General features: G+C 72.1%; 16 protein-coding genes. 4 read left to right on the top strand and 12 right to left on the bottom strand.

Annotated features, from left to right (window positions below; all coding sequences use genetic code 11):
* Positions 1 to 36: 36 nt before the first annotated feature.
* Positions 37 to 918: an SIS domain-containing protein gene (locus tag TNCT6_RS29570; RefSeq protein ID WP_141363851.1), complete on the bottom strand. Its 882-nt coding sequence runs from the start codon at positions 916 to 918 to the stop codon at positions 37 to 39.
* A 143-nt stretch (positions 919 to 1,061) separates the two neighbouring features.
* Here TNCT6_RS29570 and TNCT6_RS29565 point away from each other — a divergent pair, with 143 nt between their 5' ends.
* Positions 1,062 to 1,841: a DeoR/GlpR family DNA-binding transcription regulator gene (locus TNCT6_RS29565; protein WP_141363849.1), complete on the top strand. Its 780-nt coding sequence runs from the start codon at positions 1,062 to 1,064 to the stop codon at positions 1,839 to 1,841.
* Positions 1,842 to 1,863: 22 nt separating this feature from the next.
* Here TNCT6_RS29565 and TNCT6_RS29560 read toward each other — a convergent pair whose 3' ends face one another.
* Complete coding sequence (locus TNCT6_RS29560) at positions 1,864 to 2,244, bottom strand: luciferase family protein (protein WP_172633086.1); 381 nt, start codon at positions 2,242 to 2,244, stop codon at positions 1,864 to 1,866.
* 216 nt (positions 2,245 to 2,460) lie between these two features.
* Between TNCT6_RS29560 and TNCT6_RS29555 the strand changes: the two genes are divergently transcribed.
* Both TNCT6_RS29555 and TNCT6_RS29550 read left to right on the top strand, forming a co-directional pair.
* Positions 2,461 to 3,033 carry a hypothetical protein gene (locus tag TNCT6_RS29555; RefSeq protein WP_253266263.1) on the top strand — a complete coding sequence of 191 codons (573 nt, stop codon included), beginning with the start codon at positions 2,461 to 2,463 and terminating at the stop codon, positions 3,031 to 3,033.
* Positions 3,034 to 3,158: 125 nt separating this feature from the next.
* The gene (locus tag TNCT6_RS29550) at positions 3,159 to 3,731 is read left to right on the top strand and encodes a MarR family winged helix-turn-helix transcriptional regulator (protein WP_141363847.1); all 573 of its coding nucleotides are present in this window, start codon (positions 3,159 to 3,161) and stop codon (positions 3,729 to 3,731) included.
* A gap of 39 nt (positions 3,732 to 3,770) precedes the next feature.
* Here TNCT6_RS29550 and TNCT6_RS29545 read toward each other — a convergent pair whose 3' ends face one another.
* The 4 genes from TNCT6_RS29545 to TNCT6_RS29530 form a co-directional block, all read right to left on the bottom strand.
* A complete protein-coding gene (locus tag TNCT6_RS29545; protein WP_253266262.1) occupies positions 3,771 to 4,487 on the bottom strand; it encodes a gamma-glutamyl-gamma-aminobutyrate hydrolase family protein in 717 nt (238 codons plus the stop codon).
* Positions 4,484 to 5,971, bottom strand: a complete 1,488-nt coding sequence (locus TNCT6_RS29540) for an aldehyde dehydrogenase (protein ID WP_141363845.1) — start codon at positions 5,969 to 5,971, stop codon at positions 4,484 to 4,486. The genes TNCT6_RS29545 and TNCT6_RS29540 overlap by 4 nt, the downstream gene beginning before the upstream one ends.
* A 52-nt stretch (positions 5,972 to 6,023) precedes the next feature.
* Complete coding sequence (locus TNCT6_RS29535; protein WP_141363843.1) at positions 6,024 to 7,478, bottom strand: APC family permease; 1,455 nt, start codon at positions 7,476 to 7,478, stop codon at positions 6,024 to 6,026.
* Between the two features lie 170 nt (positions 7,479 to 7,648).
* Complete coding sequence (locus TNCT6_RS29530) at positions 7,649 to 8,269, bottom strand: TetR/AcrR family transcriptional regulator (RefSeq protein WP_253266457.1); 621 nt, start codon at positions 8,267 to 8,269, stop codon at positions 7,649 to 7,651.
* A 410-nt stretch (positions 8,270 to 8,679) separates the two neighbouring features.
* Here TNCT6_RS29530 and TNCT6_RS29525 point away from each other — a divergent pair, with 410 nt between their 5' ends.
* Positions 8,680 to 9,876, top strand: coding sequence for an RNA-guided endonuclease TnpB family protein (locus TNCT6_RS29525; RefSeq protein ID WP_141363841.1), 1,197 nt, complete (start codon positions 8,680 to 8,682; stop codon positions 9,874 to 9,876).
* A 61-nt stretch (positions 9,877 to 9,937) separates the two neighbouring features.
* On the opposite strand, the gene TNCT6_RS29520 is transcribed toward TNCT6_RS29525, so the two are convergent.
* From TNCT6_RS29520 to TNCT6_RS29495, 6 genes are read right to left on the bottom strand one after another with little or no spacing between them, the layout of a single operon-like run.
* Positions 9,938 to 10,783, bottom strand: coding sequence for a fumarylacetoacetate hydrolase family protein (locus tag TNCT6_RS29520; RefSeq protein ID WP_141363839.1), 846 nt, complete (start codon positions 10,781 to 10,783; stop codon positions 9,938 to 9,940).
* Between the two features lie 11 nt (positions 10,784 to 10,794).
* The gene (locus tag TNCT6_RS29515) at positions 10,795 to 11,730 is read right to left on the bottom strand and encodes a 3,4-dihydroxyphenylacetate 2,3-dioxygenase (RefSeq protein ID WP_141363837.1); all 936 of its coding nucleotides are present in this window, start codon (positions 11,728 to 11,730) and stop codon (positions 10,795 to 10,797) included.
* Complete coding sequence (locus tag TNCT6_RS29510; protein WP_141363835.1) at positions 11,723 to 13,189, bottom strand: aldehyde dehydrogenase; 1,467 nt, start codon at positions 13,187 to 13,189, stop codon at positions 11,723 to 11,725. Before TNCT6_RS29510 ends, TNCT6_RS29515 begins: the two co-directional genes overlap by 8 nt.
* 34 nt (positions 13,190 to 13,223) lie before the next feature.
* Positions 13,224 to 14,030 carry an acetoacetate decarboxylase family protein gene (locus TNCT6_RS29505; protein WP_141363833.1) on the bottom strand — a complete coding sequence of 269 codons (807 nt, stop codon included), beginning with the start codon at positions 14,028 to 14,030 and terminating at the stop codon, positions 13,224 to 13,226.
* Positions 14,031 to 14,042: 12 nt separating this feature from the next.
* Positions 14,043 to 15,251 carry an NAD(P)/FAD-dependent oxidoreductase gene (locus TNCT6_RS29500; protein ID WP_141363831.1) on the bottom strand — a complete coding sequence of 403 codons (1,209 nt, stop codon included), beginning with the start codon at positions 15,249 to 15,251 and terminating at the stop codon, positions 14,043 to 14,045.
* Positions 15,252 to 15,254: 3 nt separating this feature from the next.
* Positions 15,255 to 15,443: a ferredoxin gene (locus TNCT6_RS29495; RefSeq protein ID WP_141363829.1), complete on the bottom strand. Its 189-nt coding sequence runs from the start codon at positions 15,441 to 15,443 to the stop codon at positions 15,255 to 15,257.
* Between the last annotated feature and the right edge of the window lie 237 nt (positions 15,444 to 15,680).

Genomic DNA, 15,680 nt, shown 5'->3' with positions numbered 1-15,680 from the left:
TCTGTCCTTTCCGGTACCGGTTCGGGTGACGGGGCGTCAGGGGGCCAGGATCACCGAGCGGGTGAGGTGGCGGGGCTGGTCCGGGTCCAGTCCGCGGGCCGCGGCGACGGCGACGGCGAGCCGCTGGGCGCGGATCAGCTCGGCGAGCGGGTCGAGTTCGCCCTCGATCCACAACGCGCCTGTGGCACGGACCTGTTCGGCGAGCCCTTCCGGTGCCCGGCCGAGCATCCAGGTGGCCGTTCCGCCGGTGGTGACGCTGATCGGACCGTGCCGGTACTCCATCGCCGGGTAGGCCTCGGTCCAGGACAGCGAGGCCTCGCGCATCTTCAGTCCGGCCTCGCTGGCCAGTCCGACGGTCCAGCCCCGGCCCAGGAAGGTGAACTGCGTGCAGTCGACGAGCCGTTCGGGCAGCGGAGCGGACAGGGCGGTGCGGGCGTCGACGACGACCTCGTCGGTGTGCAGTCCGAGGTGGGCGCGCAGCAGGGTGAGGGCGGTGGTCGCGAACCGGGTCTGCACCACGGAGCGTTCGTCCGCGAAGTCGAGGACCACGACCTCGTCGGCCGCGTCCATCACGGGGGTTTCGGGGTCCGCGGTGATCGCCGTGGTGCGGGTGCGGCCCTTCACCTCCCCCAGCACGTCGAGCACTTCGGTGGTGGTGCCGGAGCGGGTGAGGGCGAGGACCCGGTCGTAGGAGCGGTCGCGGGGGAACTCCGAGGCGGCGAAGGCGTCCGTCTCCCCCTGTCCCGAGCCCTCGCGCAGCGCGGCGGCGGCCTGGGCCATGAAGTACGACGTGCCGCAGCCGACGATCGCGACCCGCTCGCCCTGGGCCGGCAGCGCCCGGCCATGGACGGCGACGTCGGCCGCGACGCGGGCCCAGCACTCGGGCTGACTGGTCAGCTCGTCCTCGACATGGCTCATGGCCCCTCCTCCTGCTCGACACGGATGCACGTGGTGCGGTGCATGTTTATGCAAGATATCGCCGAGTTTCGAGCAAAATCAAGCATCCGGAGGAATGCCGAGTGCGCTAAGGTCACGGAGAACCCAGGGAACGGAGGAGGCGGATGTCACGCGACGCCCGCTGGAAGGCGCTGCTGGAGCTGCTCGTCGAGCGCGGCCGGCTGGACGTCGAGGAGGCGGCGGCCGGACTGGGGGTGTCGGCCGCGACGATCCGGCGGGACTTCGACCAGCTCGCCGAGCAGCAGATGCTGGTCCGCACCCGGGGCGGCGCCGTGGTGCACGGCGTCTCCTACGAGCTGCCGCTGCGCTACAAGACCGCCCGCCACGCCTCCGAGAAGCAGCGCATCGCCAAGGCCGTCGCGGATCTCCTGGCGCCCGGCGAGGCGGTGGGCCTGACGGGCGGCACCACCACCACGGAGGTGGCCCGTGCCCTGGCGGTGCGCGCCGACCTCGCGTCCGGCTCCCCCGCGCTGACCGTGGTGACCAACGCGCTCAACATCGCCAACGAACTCGCCGTCAGGCCCCAGTTCAAGATCGTGCTGACCGGAGGGGTCGCACGGCCGCAGTCGTACGAGCTCATCGGGCCGCTGGCGGACGGGGTGCTGAGTCAGGTCACGCTCGACGTGGCGGTGCTCGGAGTGGTCGGCTTCGACGTCGCACACGGCGCGGCGGCACACGACGAGGCCGAGGCCGCCGTCAACCGCCTGCTGTGCGAGCGCGCCGAGCGCGTCGTCGTGGCCGCCGACTCCAGCAAGCTGGGCCGGCGGGCCTTCGCCCGCATCTGCTCGGCCGAGTCGGTGGACACCCTGGTCACGGACGCGGCGGCGGGGCCGGAGACAATCCGCGCGTTCGAGGAGGCGGGCCTGCGGGTGCTGGCCGTCTGACGTCGCCCGTCCCGCCGCCACGTCAGATCCGCACGAAGCCCACGCCGCGGACGTCGTTGCAGCCGCAGGGGGTGGTCCGGCCGTCGTCCGGCCGCCCCTGGCGGGCCTTGAGCGCCACACTCATCAGGCTCATCAGCAGATCCACGTCGGCCGAGGCGTCGAGGCGAATGGTCACCCACGAGGAGCCAGGCACCACGCGGACCGCGGCGAACCGCCGCAGGTCGCCCTCCAGGCGGCGGATCGCCCGGGCGGTCAGGTGGAGGTCGACGTCCCGGCCGGAGTGGAAGTGGGCGATCTCCCCGCCCGCCGAGCTGAGCGCCTGCCCGCTGCCGCAGCTCGGCACCGCCTCCGTGAGATCGGGCCAGGTTGCCAGCTGGGCGAGAGCGCGCGCGGCGAGCGTCATGGCTCCATCATGGCGCGCTCACCGTATGGCAACGGCCCCGTGAGAAAGCCTTAACCGTTCCGTGTCCGAAGGTCCGGCGCGGACCGGTGGTCCATGCGCGGGGACAGCCGTACCACCGGCCCCGGCCCCCTCGCCGGGCTCCCCGGAAGCCATGGATCGCACCTGGGGGCACACTGGTCAGTGGGGGCCGTCGGTGCTCACGAGGGGGTGTCGAAGGTGACACGTCGTACGGGAGTGTGGCTGTGGCGATGGCGGCGCAATCCGCTCAGGCGGACCAGCGACGTGGTGGAGGCGTGGATCCTGCTCGTCGCCTGGGTCCTCGCCGTGGTCGGCGGTGTCCTCGCGGGTGTGCTGACGGCGGGCGCGATGCAGCGGGCCGCGGACCGGGTCCGCGCCGAGACCCACCCCGTGCCGGCCGTGGTGACGCAGGAGGCGGCCCGCGGGGGGATCCGCCCGGTGAGCAGTTCCCTGGGCTGGGGGACGGTCCGCTGGACGGACGCCGACGGCTCGGCGCGCACGGGCCGGACCAGGGTCCCGGTCTCCGCGACACCCGGCGCCCATGTCACGGTGTGGACGAACGGGCAGGGCACGCTGGTCCCGCCGCCCGCCTCACGGGCCGACATCGCCTTCCAGACGACCCTGGGCGGACTCTGGGCGGGTTCGACCGCCGTGGGCGTCGTCTTCGGCGGTGCCAAGCTGGCCAGGACCCGCCTCGACCGCCGGCGCTTCGCCCAGTGGGACGAGGAGTGGGCGCGCGTGGACACGCCCTGGGGCTGGAAGACAGGCTGAGGACGGGTCGCGCACGAGGGAGGGGCGCCTCTCCCCGGAACTGATCGCCGTACACTTTGAGCCCGAATGACCGGGCGGGCGGCACCGGCCCGCCCGGTCCCGGCGATCAGAGCGAGGGAGTGCCCGTGCCCGGCCACCGTTCCATCACCGAGGCGGAGAAGCTCGCGCAGGCCAAGCTCGGTGGCATCCGCGTGCGCCGGGAGCAGATGGCGGCGGTCGCCAACATCTACCGGGCCGCCTCCGCGGTCCGCCAGCACCTGGAGAACTCGGTGCTGCGCGGCTCGGACCTGACCTGGACCGCGTTCGTCGTGCTGTGGGTGGTCTGGGTGTGGGGCGAGTCGGAGACCCGGCACGTGGCCGAGGAGGCCGGCATCTCCAAGGGCACCCTGACGGGCGTCTCCCGCACGCTGGAGTCGCGCGGGCTGCTGCGCCGCACCGGGCACCCCACCGACGGACGGCTCGTCCTGCTCTCGCTGACCGCCGAGGGCGAGGAGTTCATGAGCCGGGTCTTTCCGGAGTTCAACGAGGAAGAGGCCTTCGTCACCTCGCAGTTGAGCGGCGAGGAGTGCCGGGGTCTGGCGGAGATGCTGCGGCGTGTGGTCCTCCAGGTCGAGGAGCACGGCGAGGAGCGCCGCCGGTCGCTGCTGGACGGCGCGGACCCGGCGCCGCGCCGCAGCGGGCGCCGCGCCAAGGGCTGACCCGCCGGATTCCGCGCCGCCTCCGGTGCGCCGGGGCACTCAGGCACGGGCCGCTCCCACCAGCGCGTCGAACAGGCGCTGCTGCGCCGGATCCTCGTGCGCGGTGTCCTCGGGATGCCACTGCACGGCCACGAACCAGCCCGTGCCGTCCGCGCGCTCCACGCCCTCCACGGTGCCGTCGGCGGCCCGGGCGGTGACCGTCAGGCCCTCGCCGAGCCGGTCGATGTGCTGGTGGTGGTAGCAGGAGGCCTCCACCTTGTCGGCACGGGTGATCCGGGCCAGTGCCGAGCCGGGGGCGAGGGACACGGGGTGCCGGACGTGCCGGTGGTCCTGGCCGGGGCCGCCCATGTCCTGGTGCAGCGTGCCGCCCAGCACGGTGTTGACCACCTGGAGACCGCGGCAGATCGCCAGCAGCGGCAGTCCGGACCCCAGGGCGCGGCGGGCCACCTCAAGGTCGAAGGCGTCCTGGAGGTCGTCGACGTCGTACACGCTGTCGTGGGCGTCGGCGGCGCCGTACCGGTGCGGTGCCAGGTCGCCGCCGCCGGGCAGCAGGACGCCGTCGAAGCGGGCGAGCCGCGCGGCGACGTCGTGCCCGGCGGGGTCCGCCGGGTGGATGGTGGCCGGCTCGCCGCCGGCCCGCCACACCGCCTCGACCAGGGCGCGGGCGTTGACCTCGGCGGCGAAGCGCAGCGCGGAGGTGGTGGCGCAGAAGCGGGCGGGGATCGCGATCAGGGGACGCACGGGGGTTCGGCTCACAGCTGGATCCAGGTGGTCTTCAGTTCGGTGTACTTCTCCAGGGCGTGGACGGACTTGTCCCGGCCGTTGCCCGACTGCTTCATGCCGCCGAAGGGGACGGTGAGGTCTCCCTCCTCGTAGCAGTTGACCCAGACGGTGCCGGCCCTCAGGGCGCGGGAGACGCGGTGCGCGGTGGACAGGTCGGAGGTCCACAGGCCGGCGGCGAGACCGTACTCGGTGGCGTTGGCGAGCGCGACCGCCTCGTCGATCCCGTCGAAGGTCAGCACGGACAGGACCGGGCCGAAGATCTCCTCGCGGGCGAGCCGGCTGCGCGGGTCGACGCGGTCGAAGACGGTGGGCTCGGCGTAGACGCCGCCGGTCTCCGCCAGGATGCGCCGGCCGCCGGTGCGCAGGCGGGCCCCGTCGCCGGCGCCCTGCCGGACATGGTCCAGCACACGGCCCAGGTGGGCCTCGCCGGCCAGGGCGCCCATCTCAGTGGCGGGGTCCAGGGGGTCGCCCACCCGCAGTTCGCGCGCCCGTGCCACGACCGCCTCGGTGACCTCCTCGGCGATCGAGGAGTGCACCAGCAGCCGGGAGGGCGCGGTGCACATCTCGCCCTGGTTGAAGAAGATGCCCCAGGCGGCGGTGGCGGCGGCCCTCGCCAGGTCGGGGGCGTCGGGCAGGACGATGTTCGGCGACTTGCCGCCGAGCTCCAGCCAGACCCGCTTGAGGTTGGAGTCGGCGGAGTAGCGCAGGAAGTGGCGGCCGACGGCCGTGGAACCGGTGAACGCCAGCACGTCGACGTCCGGGTGGAGGCCGAGGGCCCGCCCGGCCACCGGCCCGTCGCCGTTCACCACGTTGAGCACCCCGGGCGGCAGCCCTGCCTCGGTGGCGATCCGGGCGAGCAGCAGCGCGGACAGCGGCGCGTTCTCCGAGGGCTTCAGCACGACGGTGCAGCCGGCCGCCAGCGCGGGGGCGACCTTCCAGCCGGCGAGCGTGAGGGGGAAGTTCCAGGGCACCACCGCGCCGACGACGCCGGCCGGCTCCCGGGTGACCAGGGCGAGCGCGTCCGCGGCCGTGTGCGGGGACTCGTCCGTGAGCTTGTCTGCGAGCTGCCCGTACCAGCGGAAGGTGTTGATCACGGCGCGCAGTTCGATGTCGTGGGCGTCGCTGACCGGCTTGCCCATCTCCAGGCTCACGGCGAGGGCGAGGTCCGTACGCCGCTCCTGGAGGAGATCGGCGATGCGCAGGAGGACCCGGCCGCGGTCGGCGGGCGCCCACCGCGGCCACGGTCCGCTGTCGAAGGCACGGCGAGCGGCGGCCACAGCGGCGTCGACCTCGGCGGGGCCGGCGTCGGCGACCTCGGTCAGCACCTGGCCGTCCCGGGGCGAGACGACCCGGAAGGCGCCGTCGCCGGACTCCTCGGCGCCGTCGATGTGGTGCGCGCGAGGGGGCTGGAACTCCTTGGCCCGGTGGAGCCATTCGTCGTGGGTGACAGCGGACATGCGGTCCTCCAGACCACGTTGATCGTGCGTCGTTTCAGGGTGGGTGAGGGGGTTACGGCGTCGCCGCGCGCCGTCGCCCGACCCGTTCCTTGACCGCGCCGAGCGCCAGTACCGCCGGCACCAGGAGGGTGAGGCACACGGCCGTGCCGGTCGAACCGCCGATCAGGGTCGTGAAGTTGGCGAGGATCAGCCAGATCGCGCCCGCCAGGCCCAGCACGCCCAGCACCGGGGCGACGAGCGTGTTCCACACCCGGCCGTCCAGGCGCTCGCGGCGGAAGAAGACGACCACCGACACCGAGGTCAGCAGGTAGAGCAGCATCATCGCCAGGACGGCGACCCCGCTGAACCAGGAGAAGAGGGTCAGCACCGGGTCCTTGCCGGTCAGCGCGAACGGGACGACCAGGGCCACGGCGACCACGGTCTGCACCCAGCCGGCGGCCGCGGGCGCGTGGCGGGAGTTGAGCCTGCACAGGCCCGGCGGCAGCAGCCCGTCGCGGCCGAGCGAGAACAGGTAGCGGTTGGCGGAGTTGTGGAAGGTGAGGATGCCCGCGAACAGGGAGGTGGCGAGCAGGATCGGCAGCACCTGGTTCACCCAGCCGCCGAACTCCGCGGCGATCGGCGCGAAGACGAAGCCGGTCGAGTCCCCGCTCGCCAGCGCCTCGCCCGCGGCCGCCGACGCCTTCGAGGCGCCGTAGGCGGAGATCAGCATCCAGGAGGTCAGCGCGAAGAAGCCGGTGACCACGAGGACGGACAGGTAGGTGGCCCGCGGCACGGTTCTGCTGGGGTCGCGCGCCTCCTCGCCGTAGATCGCGGTGGCCTCGAAGCCGAACATGGAGGCGACGGCGAACATCACGGCGACCCCGGGTGCGCCCCGGAGCGCCGCGGACGGCGAGAAGCTGTCGGTCACGCCGAGCCCCTCGGGCCCGCCGCCCTTGAACAGCATGACCAGTCCGAACACCAGCAGGATGCTGAACTCGGCGGTGACGAAGACGGCCAGTACGCGGGCGCCCATCTCGATACCGGCGGCCCCGAGCACCTTCACCACGGCCATGGTGGCCAGCGCCCAGACCCACCACGGCAGGTCCAGGCCGGTGTGGTGGGCGACCAGTCCGCTGACGATGGAGCCGTACAGCCCGTACATGGCCGCCTGGATGACGCAGTACGAGAACAGGGCGAGGCCCGCGCTGCCGGCTCCGGCGGTACGGCCGAGCCCGGTGCCGATGTAGGTGTAGAAGGCGCCGGCGTCGACGACGTGCCGTCCCATGGCGACGAAGCCGACCGAGAACAGCAGGATCATGGCGCCCGCGAGCACATAGGCGGCGGGTGTGCCGGCTCCGTTGCCGATGGCCACGGAGATCGGGGCCGCCCCGGCGATCCCGGTGAGGGGGGCCTGCGCGGACAGGACGAAGAAGAGGATGCCCAAAACGCCCAGCGCATTGGGCTTGAGCGTGGCTGCGGTGGATGTGTCCCGTACGGTCCGCTCCGCGGAGGCCGTCTGACTGTCCACTCGGATCACCTGCCAGAGAAAGGAGGGTCGTTTCAGGCCAAACGAGTTGCCTCATCGTGAGGGCGGAACTATCCGTTTGACAAGGGGGTGAGGGCGGGGAATCCGTGCGGATCGGCGATTCCCGCGCCACCGTGGCCCACGGCCCTGGCCGCGCCGGTGCGGCGTACGGGTCAGGCCTCGTCAGGGTCGGCGGCGAGCTGCCCGAGCAGTTCGCGCAGCCGGGCGAGGGCCTCTTCGGTGACCTCGCGCTCGCCGAACACGAGCTGGTGCAGGACCAGGCCCTCCAGGGCCGCGAAGACCAGCCGGTACAGGCCCCGGTCGACCGGCCGGGCGAGCATCTGGGACAGCTCCCGCCGGGTGGCGCCGAAATACTCCTCGTACAGGGCGCGCAGGTGCGGCATGAGCTCGGGACGGCGGCGCGCCTCCAGCAGCAGCTCGTACTGGAAGGCCTGGAGGTCCGGGCCGGACTCCACCATGTCCGACAGCCCGGCGGAGAAGTCCGCGACCCTGCCCGTGCCGGGTTCGAGCGCGCTGCTGTTCAGTGAGGAGCGCACGGCGTGGGCGAGTGCCTCCTCGATCAGGGCATCGCGCGAGCCGAAGTGGTGCACGACGAGCCCGTGCGTGACCCCGGCCTCCTGCGCCACGGCCCGGTAGGTCAGCTTGCGCAGCCCCCCGCGGGCCACCACCCGCACGGCGGCGTCGAGCAGCGCGTCCCGGCCGGCCCCGTAGTTCCGCACCCGCTTACGCGACCGCCGGCCAGGACCGGCTGCGGCGGGCGCGCCGGACTCCACGGCCGCATCAAGCCCGGTGGCCTCACAGGGTTCTACGGCTTGGTCGGGCCCGGCGGCCTCATGGGACTCCTCGGCCTGGTCCATCCCGTTGGCCTCACCGGGCTTCACCCCGGAAGCGGAAGCCGCAGACCCGGCGGGCGCCCCCGTCCCCGCGGTGGGCGCGGGGGCGGCGGGGCTGCCGGGAGCCGTGAGGTCCGTGCTCTCCGCGGGTGCCCCGGACTCCGCTGCCTCGTCTGGCTGTCCGGGCTCGGTCATCGAGGTACCTCCGAGGAAACCCCCGCCTTCAGGCAGGGGAGGAATCGGACTCCTGCGGAGCAGGGCAGGGAATGGCGAATCGCCGCTGGGCGATTCGTTGTCCACCAGCCGGATACCAGCAGATCGTCACAGGCTGATTTGATAGTTTGTGAGGTATGACGGCCATTCAGGTGAAGCGGGCGTTCAAGTACCGCTTCTATCCGACCGATGCGCAGGCAGCCGAGCTGTCGCGCACGTTCGGCTGTGTGCGCAAGGTCTACAACATGGCACTCGCGGCCCGTACCGAGGCGTGGGCGCGGCAGGAGCGGGTCAACTACAACCAGACGTCGGCGATGCTGACTGAATGGAAGAAGACCGAGGAACTGGCCTACTTGGGCGAGGTGTCCGCGGTGCCGCTTCAGCAGGCGCTGCGACACTTGCAGGCGGCGTTCACAGGCTTCTTCGGCAAGCGGGCCAAGTACCCGCGGTTCAAGTCGCGCAAGAAGTCGTGCAGGAGCGCGGAGTACACCACCAGCGGGTTCCGGATCCGGGACGGGCAGCTGACGCTGGCCAAGATGGACCGGCCGCTGGACATCGTCTGGTCCCGGCCCCTGCCTGAGGGCGCATCCCCGTCCACGGTGACCGTCTCCCAGGACAGCGCGGGGCGCTGGTTCGTGTCGATGCTGTGCGAGGACCCCAGCGTGCGCCCGCTGCCGGCTGCGGACGCGGCGGTCGGGATCGACGTGGGACTGGACCACCTGCTGACCCTCTCGACCGGTGAGAAGATCGCCAACCCGAGGCACGAACGCAAGGACCGCGCCCGCCTGGCCAGGGCCCAGCGGGAGCTGTCCCGCAAGGCCAGGGGCGACGGCGCCAACCGGTGCAAAGCCCGGCTGAAGGTCGCGAGGATCCACGCCCGGATCACCGACCGCAGGCGTGATCACCTGCACAAGCTGACCACTCGACTCGTGTGTGAAAACCAAACGCTCGTGATCGAGGACCTCACCGTGCGCAACATGGTCAAGAACCGGAGCCTGGCCCGCGCCATCAGTGATGCGGCATGGTCTCAGTTCAGGAGCCTTCTGGAGTACAAGGCCGCCTGGTACGGGCGGGAAGTGATCGCGGTCGACCGCTTCTTCCCGTCCTCCAGGCTGTGCTCCGCCTGCGGCGCTCTCGCCGAGAGCATGCCGCTGAGCGTCCGTACCTGGACGTGCGCCTGCGGGACGACCCATGACCGGGACGCGAACGCGGCGAAGAACCTCCTGGCCGCCGGGCTGGCGGCGTCGGTCTGTGGAGCCGGTGTAAGACCTCAACGGAGAACTCCGGACGGGCAGTCGGCGACGAAGCAGAAAACCTCACAGCGCGAGCCGTGAGAATCCCCCTCCTTCAGGAGGGGGAGAAGTCAAGGCACCGACCCTATCGAGCACGGGCCGTTCAGCGGCGTGGTGGGCGGATGCCACGGAATTCCCAGTCGCCGCCGAGCGCGGTGGACAGCACCTCCTCGGACTCGGTGGGCTGGGCGCCGACGTCGGTCCGGATCGGGGTCGGGCCGGTGACGACGTGGTTGGTGAGCCGGCCCAGTCCCTCGACCTCGACCTCGACGACGTCGCCCGGCCGGACGGGACGCGAGTTGGCGGGGGTGCCGGAGAGCAGCACGTCACCGGGGTGGAGGGTGATGGTGCGGGCGATGTCCGCGACCAGGTAGTGCATGTCCCAGGTCATCTCGTCGGTCGAGCCGTCCTGGACGACTTCGCCGTTGACGTAGGTCCGCAGCCGCTTGCCGTGGAAGTCCCAGTCGGTGACGAGGCCGGGGCCGAGCGGGCAGAGGGTGTCGGAGCCCTTGACGCGCAGCATGGAACCGGCGTCGGTGTCGCGGAAGTCGTGCAGGCCGTAGTCGTTGGCGACGGTGTACCCGGCGATGTACTCCCCCGCCTCGGCCGGCGAGATGTTGCGCGCCGTCCTGCCGATGACGATGGCGACCTCGCCCTCGTAGTTGAGCCACTTGCAGCCCTCGGGGCGCACGATCGCGCCCTTGTGGGAGTTGAGGGCGGAGGTCGGCTTGTGGAAGTACGTCGGGGTGTCGGGCAGGCCGATCCGGAACTCGTCCACCCGGCTGCGGTGGTTGAGGTGGACGGCGATGACTTTGGAGGGGACCACCGGGGGCAGGTGCTGCGCGTCGTCGGTCTTGACGCGGCGGCCGTCCCCGGCGATCAGTTCGTCCGCGTCGACGGTGACCTGGACGGCGGCACCGTCGAGCAGGATGCGGCGGTACTCGGGCATGAGGGGCCTTTCTAGGCGGTCGGGTGCGGGGCGGTGGACGTGGGCGGACCGCTGCCGGTCCAGCCCTCGGCCGGGCGGTCGAACCACAGGTGGACTTGGCCGGTGCCGATGGAGTTCTCGTACTCGCCGTACTGGCGGGCCCTGGCGACGCAGGCCCGCTCGCCGAGCGCGCCGGCCATCATCAGGTAGTGGAAGAACTTCGCCTCGGGCTTGTACCTCCAGAACTCGTCCATGGTGTCGAGGACCCTGTCGTGGCGGCCCTTCTTGAACCAGGCGATGCGCTCGTGGTCCGCCTCGCGGGCCTCGGGCGTGAAGATGTGGGCCGGGTCGCTGGCTTCGTGGTCGCGCAGCTCGCGCAGCGGCCAGAAGGTGTGCGACAGGGCACCGGAGGCGATGAGCAGGACCCGGCGGCCGGGGGTGGCGGCGATGCCGTCGGCGAGGGCGCGGCCGAGGCGCAGGTGGTCCTCCATGTCGCCGGTCTGGCAGACGCCGATGGTCACCCACCGCTTGTCGGGCAGTCCCTCGCCGAGGAACTTCCACAGGTTGATGGTGGCGTAGTAGATCGGCAGGTACTCGTCGTCGATCGCCGTGATCCAGGTGCCGTGCTTGTCGGCGAACGAAGCGATGTTCCGCGCGAGTTCGGGGTCGCCGGGGAAGTCGAAGGGCATCCGGCACATGCCGCGCGGCAGCTCCTCGGAGGTGAACAGGCCCGCGCGCCGGTGCTGGGCGGTGACGACGAACTCGACGGTGGTCGCCCAGTGGGAGTCCAGGACCACCACAGTGTCGTATGCGTGGGCGTCATCACGTGCGAAGACGTCCTCGCGCAGCTGCTGGAGGCCGGTGACGAGGGTGATCTCCTTGCCCTCGTTCAGCTCCAGCCGCGTCTCTTTCGGCAGTACGACGGTGGGGACGTGGGCGAGCAGCCCCGCCCCGACGATCTCACCCATGGTCCTTCCATCCCTCCGGGGCGGTGACGGTGTTCTTCAGGTCGCAGTAGAAGTCGAAGCTCCAGGTGCCGCCCTCCCGGCCGACGCCGGAGTGGCGGGAGCCGCCGAAGGGGGCCTGGAGGTCGCGGACGAAGAAGCAGTTGACCCAGACGGTGCCGGCGACGAGCCGCGCGGTGACGCGTTCGGCGCGCTCGTGGTCGCCGGTGGTGAGGGTGGCGGCCAGGCCGAAGCGGGTGTCGTTGGCGAGGCGGACGGCCTCTTCCTCGGTGCCGAAGGTCTGGAGGGTCAGCACGGGGCCGAAGACCTCCTCCTGCACGATCTCCGAGTCCTGGGCGACGTCGGTCAGCAGCGTCGGTGCGTAGAACCGGTCGTCCTTCCGGTGGCCGCCGATGACGGCCCGGGCCCCGGCCGCGAGCGCCCGCCGCACGAAGCCGTCTATCTTCTCCAGCTGGCGGGGGTGGATGTTGGGGCCGATGTCGGTGGCCTCGTCGCGCGGGTCGCCCTGCACCAGCCGGGAGGCCTTCTCCCTGAAGCGACGGGTGAACTCCTCGGCGATCGACTCCTCCACCAGCAGCCGGGTGCCCGCCAGGCAGACCTGGCCGGCGTTGTCGTACTGCTCCACCGCGAGGTCCACGGCGAGGTCGAGGTCGGCGTCGGCGAACACCAGCAGCGGGGACTTGCCGCCGAGTTCGAGGCTGAGCGGGGTGAGGTTCGCGGCGGCCGACGCGGAGATGCGCCTGGCCGTCGGGACGGAGCCCGTGAAGCTGATCCGGCGCACGTCCGGATGCGAGGTGAGCGCGTCGCCGATCTCCGAGCCGAGGCCCTGGACGACGTTGAGGACGCCGGCCGGGAGCCCGGCCTCGGCGGCGATGTCGGCGAGCAGCGAGGCGGTCAGCGGGGACCACTCGGCGGGCTTCAGGATCACCGTGTTGCCGGCGGCGAGGGCCGGGGCGACCTTCCAGGTGGCCAGCATCAGCGGCGCGTTCCACGGCGTGATCAGCACGCAGGGGCCGGCCGGGTCCCAGCTGACGTGGTTGGTGTGGCCGCGAGTCTCGAAGTCCTCGCGGCCGAGCCGGAGCAGCCAGTCGGCGAAGAAGCGGAAGTTGTGCGCGACGCGCGGCATGACACCGCGGCGGTGGGAGCGCAGCAGGGCGCCGTTGTCGGTGGTCTCGACGATCGCGAGATCTTCGAGCCGCTTCTCCACGCCGTCGGCGATGGCGTGCAGGAGGCGGGCGCGTTCGGCGGGCGGGGTGGCGGCCCAGGCGGGGAAGGCGGCCTTGGCGGCGGCCACGGCCGCGGCGGCCTCGCTCGCGGTACCGCGGGAGATCTCGCCGAGCGCGGCGCCGTCGATGGGCGAGACGTCGGTGAAGGTGCCCGCGGAGGCGACGCGTTCGCCGCCGATCCAGTGCCGGGTGTCGACGGCGACTGAGGCGACGGTGATGGTGTGGGTGTCGGTCATGTCCGGTCTCCAGGGTGTCTCGTCTGCGGGTGCGTCACTCGGCTCCGGACGTGCCGGACTCCAGCAGGCGGCCGCCGTCCCACACCACGCCGACCTGGCGGTAGTACGCGGCGATGGGCTCGCGCACCTCCAGCCGGGCCAGTTCCTCGGTGGGCGCCTCGAACAGCTCCAGATCGGCTTCGCCGACCCACGGCTGCCCGCCCTCGAAGGAGGCGGCGCCGGACTCGATCAGCTCGTCCAGGGCGAGGCCCTTGCCCTTCTCGACGGACGGCAGCCAGCGGTGGTGGGCCATGGGGTGGCCGTTGACGAAGCCGTTGGTGTCGGACGGCTCGCGCAGGGTGACCACGGCCTGGGCGATACGGCGGTCGGCGGCGGCGAGCGTCGCGCCGAAGCGGGCGCCCGCCTCGATCCGCGGGGCCGGCCCGTAGGGGTGCGGGCGGGTCTGGTGGATGGAGCCGAACTTCTTCGGGTAGCCCTGGTGCAGCCCGCGGGCGATGGCGAAGTCCTTGTCGACCCAGATGTGGACGCACCGCGTGTACGTCTGCCCGCGATACGTGCAGCGGACAACGGCGAAGGCCTCCTTGTACTGGGCGCGCACCGGGTCGAGCAGCTCTTCGCCGGAAGCGGCGCAGGACTGCCAGTCCGCCCAGATCAGCGCCACGGCGCCGGGGTCGTCGTCGGCGAGTTCCAGCGGCTCGGGCAGCAGTTCGCGCACGCGTGCCGGGTCGGTGCGGTACTCGACAGTGAGCAGGTCGCCGGAGTAGTGCCACGGCGGGGAGGGGATCAGCGACGAGGCGCCCGTCGCCGTCTTGGGGTGGAAGAATCCGCGGACGGTGGTCATGGCAGGCGTTCCTTACGCGGTGAGGGCGGGCAGCTTGAGCAGTTCCGCGCGGTGGCGGGCCGCGGCGGCCGCCGCGGCCTGACCGCCGAGGGCGACGACGCCGACGAGGCGGCCGCCGGTGTGGTAGCCGGCGAGCACGTCCCCCTCCGGGTCGCCGTCGAGGATCCGTACGTCGCCGAGGCCGAGCCCGGGCGCGCCGAAGGACTGGAGGCGGAAGTCGTGCTGGTCGCTCCAGAAGGTGGGCAGCGGCGCGAACGCGTCGAGGCGGGCGTCGGTGCCGTCAAGGCGGGCGGCGAGCACGCGGGCGGCGTGCTTGGCGGTGTCGGTGGGGATCGACCAGTGCTCGACGCGGCGGGGTACGCCGTCGTAGCGGGCGTTGGGGAAACGGGCGACGTCGCCGACCGCCACCACCTCGGGGCATGAACCGACGCGCAGGTGCTCGTCGGTGAGCACCCCGTCGGTGAGGTCGAGGCCGTTGCCGTCGAGCCATTCGGTGTTGGCGACCGATCCGACCGACTCCACCACGACGTCCGCGGGGAGCACGGTCCCGTCGCCGAGCAGCACGCCGGTGACCTGGTCCGCGCCCTCGAAGCCGGCCACACCGGTGCCGAGCGCGAAGCGCACTCCGCGTTCCTCGTGCCGTTTCAGCAGGGCCCCGGCGAGCAGTTCGCCGAGCGGTGCGGCCATGGGCAGGGGCAGCGGGTCCACGACGGTCACCTCGGCGGCGCCGAGGGCGACGGCGGTGGCGGCGACCTCGCAGCCGATGAAGCCCGCGCCCACCACGACCACCCGGGCGCCCGGGCGGATCAGAGCCGCGCGCAGCTCGCGGGCGTCGTCGATCGTTCGCACGGTGTGCCGTCCGCGCAGGGGTCCGGGGCAGCGCAGGCGGCGGGGCCGCATCCCGGTGGCGACGACGAGTCCAGAGTAGGAGAGGGTCTCGCCGTCGTCGAGTTCGACGAGGCGGCGGTCGAGGTCGGCGGCGACGACCCTGGTGCCCAGGCGCCATTCGGCGTCGGCGACCGCGGCACGGGGCCTGAAGGCCAGCGACTCGAAGGCCGCCTTGCCGGCCAGGACCTCCTTGGACAGCGGCGGCCGGTTGTAGGGCATGTGGGGTTCCTCGCCGACCAGGGTGATCGGGCCGGAGTATCCGGCGGCCCGGAGCTGTTCGGCGGCACGCAGACCGGCCATGGAGGCGCCGGCCACGACGACGGGTGCGCGCACGGCTCAGTCCTCGATCCGGATGGCCTGGAGCGGGCAGACGTCGGCGGCCTCCTCGACCTCGTCGCGCAGCGCGTCGTCGGGGTCGCCGACGTAGGCCAGACGGCCGGTGTCGTCGAAGCTGAAGACGTCGGGGGCGGCGAAGACGCACTGACCGTGGTCCTGGCACTTGTTCATGTCGACGACGACCTTCATGGCCGGTCCTCCTGGTGCTGAGGGCGTCGGGCGGGGGAGCTGGGAGGGAATGGGGCCCGGACCGGATGCGGCCGGGCCCCGGCCAACGGGGTGGGTGACACCGCACCCCGAACTCGTTTGGCTTCAAACAACATAGGAAGCGGCCGGACCCTGGTCAATAGCTATCCGGATGGATAAATTTTTGCGGCCAGCCTCTTGCGGCGAGGTGACGGGGGTCCATACCGTTTGGCACCAAAC

This window comes from Streptomyces sp. 6-11-2 (assembly GCF_006540305.1).
In the GTDB taxonomy this organism is placed as follows: domain Bacteria; phylum Actinomycetota; class Actinomycetes; order Streptomycetales; family Streptomycetaceae; genus Streptomyces.
Note: the sequence above shows the minus strand (reverse complement) of the source record. Positions and strands in the feature narration are given on the sequence as shown.

Excerpts from the sequence above, each read along its gene's own strand:
- TNCT6_RS29515 (WP_141363837.1), bottom strand. The coding sequence starts at position 11,730 with ATGGGTGAGATCGTCGGGGCGGGGCTGCTCGCCCACGTCCCCACCGTC.
- TNCT6_RS29570 (WP_141363851.1), bottom strand. The coding sequence starts at position 918 with ATGAGCCATGTCGAGGACGAGCTGACCAGTCAGCCCGAGTGCTGGGCC.
- TNCT6_RS29505 (WP_141363833.1), bottom strand. The coding sequence starts at position 14,030 with ATGACCACCGTCCGCGGATTCTTCCACCCCAAGACGGCGACGGGCGCC.
- TNCT6_RS29525 (WP_141363841.1), top strand. The coding sequence starts at position 8,680 with ATGACGGCCATTCAGGTGAAGCGGGCGTTCAAGTACCGCTTCTATCCG.
- TNCT6_RS29560 (WP_172633086.1), bottom strand. The coding sequence starts at position 2,244 with ATGACGCTCGCCGCGCGCGCTCTCGCCCAGCTGGCAACCTGGCCCGAT.
- TNCT6_RS29510 (WP_141363835.1), bottom strand. The coding sequence starts at position 13,189 with ATGACCGACACCCACACCATCACCGTCGCCTCAGTCGCCGTCGACACC.
- TNCT6_RS29540 (WP_141363845.1), bottom strand. The coding sequence starts at position 5,971 with ATGTCCGCTGTCACCCACGACGAATGGCTCCACCGGGCCAAGGAGTTC.
- TNCT6_RS29520 (WP_141363839.1), bottom strand. The coding sequence starts at position 10,783 with ATGCCCGAGTACCGCCGCATCCTGCTCGACGGTGCCGCCGTCCAGGTC.
- TNCT6_RS29495 (WP_141363829.1), bottom strand. The coding sequence starts at position 15,443 with ATGAAGGTCGTCGTCGACATGAACAAGTGCCAGGACCACGGTCAGTGC.
- TNCT6_RS29565 (WP_141363849.1), top strand. The coding sequence starts at position 1,062 with ATGTCACGCGACGCCCGCTGGAAGGCGCTGCTGGAGCTGCTCGTCGAG.